This window comes from Kitasatospora sp. NPDC050463 (assembly GCF_040655255.1).
Taxonomy (GTDB): Bacteria; Actinomycetota; Actinomycetes; order Streptomycetales; family Streptomycetaceae; genus Kitasatospora.
The window spans coordinates 1-9,248 of sequence record NZ_JBFAJO010000145.1 but is presented as its reverse complement, the minus strand read 5'-3'; the positions used below and the strand labels follow the sequence as shown (position 1 = coordinate 9,248).

Sequence of the window (9,248 nt, the reverse complement as noted above, 5' to 3'; positions counted from 1 at the left end):
TCCAGACCGTCGCACGCCAACACGATCCGGGCCCGCAGAGCCAGCGCCTGGGCGGACGAGGCTCTGCGGGCCCACCGCGTCAGCGCAGCCCGCTCTGTCAACGGCCATCTCGCTCGCCCCACTGGCGGCCTCGGGTTTGCCCCACCTGCGGTCTTCAGGACCGCCCCGGTGGCGGCCAGATAATCTCCCCGCCTGGTTCGGTATGGGTCAGCTGAAGGGCTTCACCCCCTTTCCGGTGGTGGCCTGGGTGAGCCGGTAGCTGTCACCCTGGGTGACCACGATGTGGGCGTGGTGCATGAGCCGGTCGACCGTGGCGGTGGCCAGGGTCTTCGGCATGATCTCGTCGAATCATCTGGGGCTGGCACTTGTTCCCTCACACGAGTTGCTGCTGCCACCAGGCCGTTTCCTGTTCCTGCGGTCCTCGTTGGTTCTCGCGGCAGAGGCCGGGTTTTCAAGGTGCTGCCTTGACCGTTCAGGTGCGAGGAAGGTGTGCCGGTGGCCGAGGTGAGGCTGCAGGTCATCGCGGGCGGGGGCGTCCCGCAGGGACCGCTGGTCACTGACCCGTGGCAGTTCCAGACGGCGTGCGTGGAGGCGTTCGTCGCCTCGTGGCGGGCCCGCGGGTTCAGTCCAGTGACGATCGACAACGACATCGGCCTGCTGGAGCGGACGCTCGCCGCGCTGGGGCGGCCGGCGTGGGATGTGACCCCGGAGGACATCGACCGCGTCGTCGGTGATCTCGCGGTGAAGGGCCGGGCAACGTCGACCCGCCGCGAGTATGTGCAGATCTTCAAGGGGTTCCACCGGTTCCTGCAGGCCCGGAAGGCGGTCGAGATCGAGGCCGCGTTCGGGGTCCGACTGGTCTGCCCCGTCGATGAGTTCAACGCCTCCCGGCATGTCGGTGACGACTCCCCGGCCCTGCTGCCACCGCCGACCCCGGAGCGGGTGAACGAGTTCTTCGACTTCATGAAGCAGCGGATCGCGACCGCCAGGAAGTACGGACCTGCGGCCCGGGACTACGCACTCTTCCGGACGCTGTATCACGCCGGACTCCGCTCGGAGGAGGCCTCCCTGCTGGAGAAGCCGGACCTGCACTTCACCCGCGGCCCGTTCGGCAAGCTCCACGTCCGCTTCGGCAAGGGCGCCCACACCTCCGGCCCGCGTCCGCGCTGGGTGCCAATGCTCGATGGCCTGGACCTGGTGCTGCGGTGGTTCCTGGAGGACGTGCGCGGGAAGTTCCCCGACTCGCCGGTGCTGTTCGCCGACGAGTCCGGTGGCCCGCTGCATCGCGGAACAATCCGCAACCGGCTCCGCTATCTCATGGACCTCGAGGGCAGGCCGCCGGCCGAGCGGTTCAGCCCGCATGCCCTGCGGCGGGCCTGCGCGACCCACAACTACGAACGCGGCGTCGACCTGGTGGCGATCCAGCAAATGCTCGGTCACTGGACGGTCAGCTCGACCATGCGCTATGTCCGGCCCTCCGCGACGTTCATCGAAGATGCCTATCAGCGGGCCGTCGCCGGCATCCTGGCCGAGCTGACCGGGAAGGACACCACGGCATGAAGATCCGATGGCGGCTGCGGATGGCCGCCGCCCAGCGCGAGGTCTGGACCGGGACCGAGCTGCGGCGGCTGCTGGCCGAGAAGGCCGGCTTGGAGTTGTCCTCCGCGTCAGTGTCCGCGCTGTTCACCAAGGAGCCCTCGCAGGTCAAGATGACCACGCTCGTCGCGTTGTGCACCGCACTGGAGTGCACCCCCAACGACCTGATCGACGTCGACACCACCCCCGTGGAGCGGCCCATCGCGCCGCCCCGGCCCGTCGCCGATCTGCCGAAGGCGGCCTCCGCCCGGGGCCGGTCGATGCCGCCCCTGTGACCAGCGGAGAGCTCGATGGGCAAGAAACAGCGCGACTGCGTCACCTGCGGTGCCCCGGTCGGCTTTCGTGACCGCCAGCACTGCTGCCGGTGCAGTCGGAGGATGAACGAGCAAGCAGCAAAGGCGAGTTGTCCCTCCTGCGGGAAAGATCGCGTGCTCCAGCAGGACACCGGCCGATGCATCATCTGCTCGCGCGCCTGCGAGCAGTGCGGCCATCCGGTCCGCGCGGCCGGCAACCGTCTGTGCCGGGACTGCCGCCGGAAAGCCGAGCGGCTGGGCGCCCAGCAGCCGTGCCCGCGCTGCGGCAAGCCGGGCTATCTGCGCGAGGCGACCGGCCGGTGCGGGCCCTGTTCTCACCCGGGATCACCCAAGAAGCCACCGATCGTCTGCCGCGAGTGCGGCGAGCTTCGGCGGCATGCCGGGCTGGGGCTGTGCTCGCCTTGCTGGCAGAAGCACCCAGGGCGCCCCTTCATCCGCGGCGAACACCTCCGCGACCGGCTTGCCGAACCGCCTTTGTGGCTGGGCGACTTCGTCGCCTATGTCGCCGCCCGCCACTGCGTCGCCCGGGCCTGCGGCTTCATCACCGACCTGGGCCGCCTCCTGGACGACGAGCAATCCAACTCGCCCCATGCCCTGCTGGAACGATCTCGCCGCCCGGGACGCTCCATGGGCTCCTTCGCTCGTGCACTGGAGGACTTCTTCACCCTCCACGGCCTGGCCCTGCCCACCGACCAGGCCGAACGGCTCGCCGCCGGGCGGCGCCAGCGTCGCATCGACGCGGTCCCCAAGCCACTGCGTCCCGCGGTCGCCAGCTTCGACGCCTCCCGGATGCGGGCCCAGGACCGGGCCCGCCGGGCCGGCACCCGGCCCCGCAGCAACCACACCCTGGAAACTGCCTTGGGCATCCTCCGTGACCTGGCCGTCTTCCTCGTGGACCATCGGGGCAAGAGCGACTGGGCACTGGTCGACGTGCATGACGTCGAGGCCTTCCTGGTCACCCTGCCCCGGGCTCGGAAGCGGCGGCTGACCGTGCTGCGGCAGTTCTTTCGCTTCGCCCGCTCCACGCACATCGTGCTGGTCGACCCGGCCCGGACGCTGACCGCGAAGGAGGCGAACGGCTTCCGTGGCAGGACTCTCACCCTCGACCAGCAGCGCGAGCTCTTTCGCCGCTGGAGCACCGATGAGCACGTCCACCCGCACGAGGCCATGCTGGGCATGTTTGCCCTGCTGCATGGCGCCTCCAGTTCGGAAGTCCGGATGTTGCAGATCACCCACGTCGACCCGGTGGCCCAGACGGTCCGGCTCGGCAAGCGACCCCACCCCGTCCCTCTGGACCCGGCCTCCTGGGCCGTGTTGCATCGCTGTCTCGCTCACCGTGCGGCATGGCCGACGGCCAACCCTCACGTGATGGTCACCAAAGGAACGAAGGCCGGGCGAAGTCCGGCCTCAACTGCCTATCTTTCACACGTCCTTGACGGCTGCGGATACCCGCCCCGGATGATTCGAAGCACCCGGCTTGTCGACCTGGTGAACACCATGGACCCCAAGCTCGTGGCCGCCGCTTTCGGGATGGACCCGCAAGCCACCCTGATCTACCTCGCCGACCACGTTGACGCGGGGCGCCTCCCCAATAGCTGAGTGACAGCCAGCAGGCACAATAGTTCGATGTCTTTCATTACCTGCGCGAGCTGCCAGCAACAACTCACCGGCGACCTCCGGGAAGTCCCGCTGCCGCCCGCTGCCGAGAAGACCGAGGGGCACCGAGTGGCCTCGCCTCGGGTGTCGCAGGGAACCTACGCCATCAGCCCTCAAACGCAGGTGATCATCCTGCATCCCGACGACCTGCCGGGCACCGCCCCGCATCCTGACCGCGGACGGCGCAATGGTTGCTGCGGACTCGACGGTCTGGACGGACCAAACCTTGTCTGCTGTGGCTGCGGAGCTGACGTGGCAGTCCAGCAGTCCGACTGCTGGACTGATCACCTCGTGGCAGCAGCGCCAGACGCCGTGGCTGTCAGCATCGAAAACCCGCGCTGAACCTGTTGCATCTCGGCACGACCTTGCACATCTTCGCCGGAACATGTGCGCTTTCGAGGGGTGCAGGTTGCTCGAAACCGCGATCGAGCGCCGTTCATATGCGGCGTCGACCAGCCGGTAGAAGCCCTCGGCGGCGTCCGGTGAGACCGGCAGCAGGCCGATGTCGTCCACCAGGATGAGGTCCGAGCGGACGATCCGCGCCAGTGCTCGGGCGATCGAGTCGTCCGCGCGGTGGCGGCGGACGAGCACGCCCAGGTCCTCGATGGTGAACCAGGCGACCGTCATGCCGGACTCGACCGCGGCCTGGCCGATCGCCTCGGTGAAGTGGCTCTTGCCCGTGCCCGACGGTCCGCAGACACACAGGTTCTCCCGACGCCCGATCCACTCAAGGGACTTGAGCGCGTCCTGGGTGGGCCGCGGGATCGCGGAGGCGGTCTCGTCCCAGTCACCGAAGGTCTTGCCGGTGGGGAAGCCGGCCCGCTTGCGGCGGGTGTGCAGGTTCGCCCGGTCGCGGCCGGCGGCCTCCTCGGCCAGAAGGACCCTCACCACCTCGGCCGGGTCCCACCGTTGGGCCTTCGCGGTGGGAATGATGTCGGTGAGCGAGCGGCGGATGTGCGGGAGCTTGAGCCGCTTGGTCAGTTCGATGGCCTCGGCCAGCGGATCGCCGTTGGTGCCGTGGACGGTGCGGAGCGGGGTGGCTATCAGGACGGGTCGCTTTCGTCGTGGTCGAGCAGGGTGTTGAGGCCGAAGGAGGACCAGGCGGAAGTGCCCGGCTGGAGCGAGTGCTCCTCGCCGCGGCGGGTGGGTTCGGCCTCGCCGTGGACGGCCTGGTAGTCGAGGATCGAGAGCAGGTCCTTGTCCGCGAAGCGGCCGGTGACCGCCGCGGTGCCAAGCGCCCGGTCGACCTCACCGGCCGAGAAGAGCTTGGCGAGGGCGACGGCCTGGGCCATCTTCGCCTTGATCCGTCGGGTGCCGCAGGCCGCTGCCTCCACCAGCCAACTCGCGGCGCCGGGGCCGAGCGCGAGGAAGGCGACTTCCTCGGCGCTGGTGGCCTTCGGCGTGCGGTCGGCTTCCTTGTCCTCGCGCGGCGGGTAGTGCGCGTCGTCCAGTACCGGCGAGCCCGGCTTGCCGGCCAGGTGGCGGGCGACCTCCCGGGCCGTTCCGGTCCCGTCGACCGCGGTGACGATCAGCTCCTCGCCGTGGAAGCGGGCCCAGACCCGGGTGTCGATCAGCTCGTGCGGGACCGAGTAGCGCACCGCCTCGACCGAGATGGTGGAGTCCCAGTTGACCCGGCGGGTCGTGCCGAACGCCGCGGTGAACGGCTGCCTGGGCAGCGGGTGCAGCCGCTGGCGCTCCTCCGCGAGCCGGTCGCCGGGCTTGCGCCGGGTCTCGCGGTGGGTGCGGGAGTTGACCTCGTCGCAGAACTCGCGGCAGGCGGCCTCCAGTTCACCGAAGGTGCGGTACTCCTCCCGCAGGTTCACGTCCTTGGGCACGAGATCGGCCTTCGCGATCTTCACCGTGGACTCCGAGCCGCCCTTGGTCTCCGGGTCGGCCGGGACGCACGTACGAATGGTCGTGCCGTAGTGCCGGGCGACCTCCACGATCTCCGGGTTGCGGACCGCGATCCCGGCGATGTGGTCGGTCGTCACGGTCTTCTCGTTGTCGGTGAGCACGTAGGCCGGCACCCCGCCGATCCGCCGCAGCGTGGTGTCCAGGCAGGCGGTGACCGTCGGCAGGGTCTTGTCCCAGATCGGGATCACCACCCGGAACCGGGACCAGGCCAGCCACGCGCAGAACAGCGTGGTCTTGCGGCCCTTGATCACCGGCCCGTCGCCGAAGTCGTACTGCAGCCAGAGCCCGGGTTCGGTCACCCACGTCCGGTAGACACGGCGCCGACCGGCCTTGAACTGGGCCTTCGCCTCGGCGACCGTGCGGCGGGTGGTGCGTTCCCCGCCTGCGAAGCCCATCGCGGTGATCCGCCGGTGCACCACGTCCGCGCGGATGCGGCCCTGCGAGCGGACCACCAGTTCCTCGATCTTCGGAAGGTAGTCATCGATCGCCCGGGTCCGGTGCCGGCGCTGGCCCGGCTCGTGGCCGGCCTCGCGCATCTTCACGTACCGGGCCACCGTGTGGTGGTCGCACCCGGCCAGCTCGGCCGCAGCGCGGTAACTACCTGTGAGGTCGTACGCCTCCAGGATCTCCATGATCTCCCTGCTGTTCTTCACCCGCTCCAGCGTCGCCGAGCGGGACGAATCGGGGCGAGCGGGGAGAAATATCTGGCCGTACGCGGGGAATCCCGAGGCCGCAGATTGCGCCGTATGTGGCCGCCAGAGTGGAGCTTAAGTTGGCCGCCGTCAACCTGGCCCCTTGGGTAGCGCTGGGAGCTACCGTATCGGCTGGTCCTTGGCCTGAAGCTCGGCACTGCGGGACCTGCGCCGTCGGAGTGTTCAGGATCCTGGCTGGAGTGCAGTAGCTACTCGTAACGACCGGCCGGTGCGAGACAGCCAGCGAGTGATCAAAGTAGCTCTGAAGGGACATTTGACGCATCCTTCGGGAAATATCGACCGCCAGAACGGTGCCCCAGAAGGCCGAACTCGAACATCCCGGTATGAGTGGACCTTCGGTCGGCTGATCGGCCCTCAGGGGGCCGCTTACGGCTTTTTTGCTTCGCGACGGCGCTTAAAAGTGGCCTTCGGGAGCAGGCAGGCGGCAGTGAGTTCGCCGTCGAGGACGCCCGGAGGATCCGTACTCAGGCACGGGCCGGGAAGATCACCGCTGCAGAGCGGGTCGAACGAGCCGAGGCCGCGAAGGAGGCGGCGGCCGACAAGGCCCAGGGGAGGTACACCTTCGGCGGCCCCGAGCCGGCAGCGCTCAGCCAGAGGTGCTCGTCGCAGGGAGCCAGCGCACCCTATGTAAACGCCGTTTATGCCTCTGGCCGGCGGGGCGTCTCTGTGGATCGGCAGGATCGCAGGCGGAGGTAAACGGCGTTTACGCTCCAGCTGTCCTGGACCACCGGGAGGCGGGCGCTGACCTGTCGTCGGCCGTCACGGTGCGGCTCGTTCGGACGGATCCGCGGGCAGCCTGCTGACGGCCTGCGGCAACCGCCGCGCCTCACGCTGCCCGGCCTGCTCCCGCGTCTACGCCGCCGACACCTTCCAACTGATCCGGGCGGGCCTGACCGGCGGCAAGAGCGTGCCGGAGACCGTCCGCACCCACCCCCGCGTGTTCGCCACGCTCACCGCGCCGTCCTTCGGGCCCGTCCACAACCGCCCCACCGACGCGGGCGGTGTCCTGCGGCCCTGCCGCTGCGGCAAGCGCCACGAACCCGCGGACGCGCTGCTCGGCACACCGCTGGACCCGAAGACCTACGACTACCCGGGAGCGGTGCTGTTCAACGCCCACGCCGGAGCCCTGTGGGCGCGCTTCACGATCTCCATGCGCCGCGAGATCGCCGCCTGGCTCGGCCTGACCCAGAAGGCGGCCCGCGCCGTGCTGCGCGTCTCCTCGCCAAGGTCGCCGAATACCAGAAACGCGGCCTGGTCCACTTTCACGCCGTCATCCGTCTCGACGGCCCGGACGGCAGTACCCAGCCCCCGCCCCCGTCCGCCACCGTGACCATGCTCGGCGACGCCATCCGGGCCGCCGCCGCCCGCGTCTCGGTCAACGTCGTCTCGGACGCGGTCGGGGAACGCGAACTCGCCTGGGGCGAAAAGCTCGACGTGCGCGAGATCGCCGGCTTCGACACCAACGCCGAGCTGACCGATCACGCGGTCGCCACCTACGTGGCCAAGTACGCCACCAAGTCCGCCGACTCATCCGGCGCTCTCGATTGCGCCCTGTTCTGCCGCCCCTGCCAGGGACGCGGCATGGCACCGTCCGCACAGACCGGCGCGCCCGTGGAATGCCGTACCTGCTCAGGTACCGGCCAGTCCCGCCCCCTGCCCCGGCTGACCGTGGAACGCCACGTGCGGCAGATGATCCGCACCTGCTGGGATCTGGGCCGGCGCCCGGAGTTCGCCGACCTCAAGCTCTGGAAGTGGGCGCACATGCTCGGTTTCCGGGGCCACTTCTCCACCAAGCCCCGCTGCTACTCCGTCACCCTTGGCCAACTACGCGACACCCGCCGCGCCTGGCGCACCGAACAAGCCCGCGCATACGCCGACCTGCCCGACCTCGACCCGAGCACGACCCTCGTCGTCGGCCACTGGACCTACCACGGCTCGGGCTACAGCCCCGGCGAAGAACTCCTCGCCGCCGCCGTCCGCCACAGCAGAGAACTGGAACGCCAGTTCACGGCGGACGGGGGCTGCTGATGACTCCGCACGCGTCCGCCGCAGTCCAGGCGGGGCCGAGCACCGCCGAGGAACTGCTGACGATCCCCCAGGTCATGGCCCGTCTCCAACTGGGTCGCTCCGCCGTCTACGACCTGCTCCGCACCCGGCAACTCGGCTCGATCACCCTCGGCCGCGCCCGCCGCATCCCCACCCGCGCCCTCACCAACTTCATCCGCACCCGACTCGAACAGGAAGCCGCCTGATGACCACGCCCCGCGACACCCCCGCCTCCCGCCGCATCCGCGCCAACGGGGACGGCACCGTCTACCAGCGCAAGGACGGCCGCTGGGAAGCCGCCGGCTACGTCCTGGCCGTCGGCGACACCCGCAAGCGCGTCCGCGTCTACGGGAGCACCCGCACGGAGGCCCTGGCCAAGCTCACCGAGAAGATCGCCACCAGCAACCGCGGCGTCCCCGCCCCCTCCGCGCAGGGCAGCGTCGCAGCGTTCCTCACCTACTGGCTGGAGACCGTCGCCGTCCACCGCCTCCGCGAGAACACCCACACCCGCTACACCGCCTGCGTCCGGCTCTACCTGATACCCGGCCTCGGACGGAAGAAGCTCGCCAAGCTCACCGCCAAGGACGTCCGCACCTGGCTCGACCAGCTCCGCACCACTTGCCAGTGCTGCGCACGCGGCCTCGACGCCGCCCGCGACCAGCACCTGTGCTGCGCCGTCGGGAAGTGCTGCTCCAAGCGGCTCTCGCCACTGACCTTGGCCTACGTCCACTCCGTACTCAAGTCGGCACTGGAGCACGCCGTTCGGGAGGAGGAGATCCCCCGCAACGTCGCCCGCAACGTCCGCATGGGCACACCCCGCCCCCGCCGCTTCGAACCCCTCACCGTCGAGGAGGCGCGCGCGTTCCTCGCCGCCACCCACGGCCACCGGCTGCACGCCCTGTTCGAACTCGCCCTGAAGTTCCCCCGCTGAACTGGACAGCCTGATACTGGGACGGTTGAGTCCCGGAGGAAGCAGTCCAGATCGTGAGTGGCAAGAGCAACATGAGCA

At 69.6% G+C, this 9,248-nt stretch carries 5 protein-coding genes and 5 pseudogenes; 6 read left to right on the top strand and 4 right to left on the bottom strand.

Translation table 11 applies throughout. The features are described from left to right. Both AB0J08_RS40055 and AB0J08_RS40050 read right to left on the bottom strand, forming a co-directional pair. A pseudogene (locus tag AB0J08_RS40055) lies at window positions 1-122 on the bottom strand (IS630 family transposase); the annotation flags it as partial. 85 nt (window positions 123-207) lie between these two features. Then, a pseudogene (locus AB0J08_RS40050) lies at window positions 208-348 on the bottom strand (ATP-binding protein); the annotation flags it as partial. A 147-nt stretch (window positions 349-495) separates the two neighbouring features. Between AB0J08_RS40050 and AB0J08_RS40045 the strand changes: the two are divergent. The 3 genes from AB0J08_RS40045 (at window position 496) to AB0J08_RS40035 (ending at window position 3,509) form a co-directional block, all read left to right on the top strand. After that, window positions 496-1,560, top strand: a complete 1,065-nt coding sequence (locus AB0J08_RS40045) for a site-specific integrase (protein WP_360644619.1) — start codon at window positions 496-498, stop codon at window positions 1,558-1,560. After that, window positions 1,557-1,871: a helix-turn-helix transcriptional regulator gene (locus AB0J08_RS40040; protein ID WP_360644616.1), complete on the top strand. Its 315-nt coding sequence runs from the start codon at window positions 1,557-1,559 to the stop codon at window positions 1,869-1,871. Before AB0J08_RS40045 ends, AB0J08_RS40040 begins: the two co-directional genes overlap by 4 nt. A gap of 153 nt (window positions 1,872-2,024) precedes the next feature. Continuing rightward, window positions 2,025-3,509: an integrase gene (locus AB0J08_RS40035; protein WP_360644613.1), complete on the top strand. Its 1,485-nt coding sequence runs from the start codon at window positions 2,025-2,027 to the stop codon at window positions 3,507-3,509. Window positions 3,510-3,962: 453 nt separating this feature from the next. On the opposite strand, the pseudogene AB0J08_RS40030 reads toward AB0J08_RS40035, so the two are convergent. Both AB0J08_RS40030 and istA read right to left on the bottom strand, forming a co-directional pair. Then, window positions 3,963-4,610 (bottom strand): annotated as a pseudogene (locus tag AB0J08_RS40030) (ATP-binding protein); the annotation flags it as partial. Next, complete coding sequence (gene istA / locus AB0J08_RS40025; protein ID WP_360644610.1) at window positions 4,610-6,133, bottom strand: IS21 family transposase; 1,524 nt, start codon at window positions 6,131-6,133, stop codon at window positions 4,610-4,612. The gene istA and the pseudogene AB0J08_RS40030, both read right to left, overlap by 1 nt. Window positions 6,134-6,983: 850 nt before the next feature. On the opposite strand from istA, the pseudogene AB0J08_RS40020 reads away from it, so the two are divergent. The 3 genes and pseudogenes from AB0J08_RS40020 to AB0J08_RS40010 form a co-directional block, all read left to right on the top strand. Next, a pseudogene (locus AB0J08_RS40020) lies at window positions 6,984-8,221 on the top strand (replication initiator); the annotation flags it as partial. Beyond that, entirely contained in the window at window positions 8,221-8,445 is a 225-nt protein-coding gene (locus AB0J08_RS40015; protein WP_360644607.1) for a helix-turn-helix domain-containing protein, read from the top strand. The pseudogene AB0J08_RS40020 and the gene AB0J08_RS40015, both read left to right, overlap by 1 nt. Next, window positions 8,445-9,155: pseudogene (locus AB0J08_RS40010) on the top strand (site-specific integrase); the annotation flags it as partial. The gene AB0J08_RS40015 and the pseudogene AB0J08_RS40010, both read left to right, overlap by 1 nt. Between the last annotated feature and the right edge of the window lie 93 nt (window positions 9,156-9,248).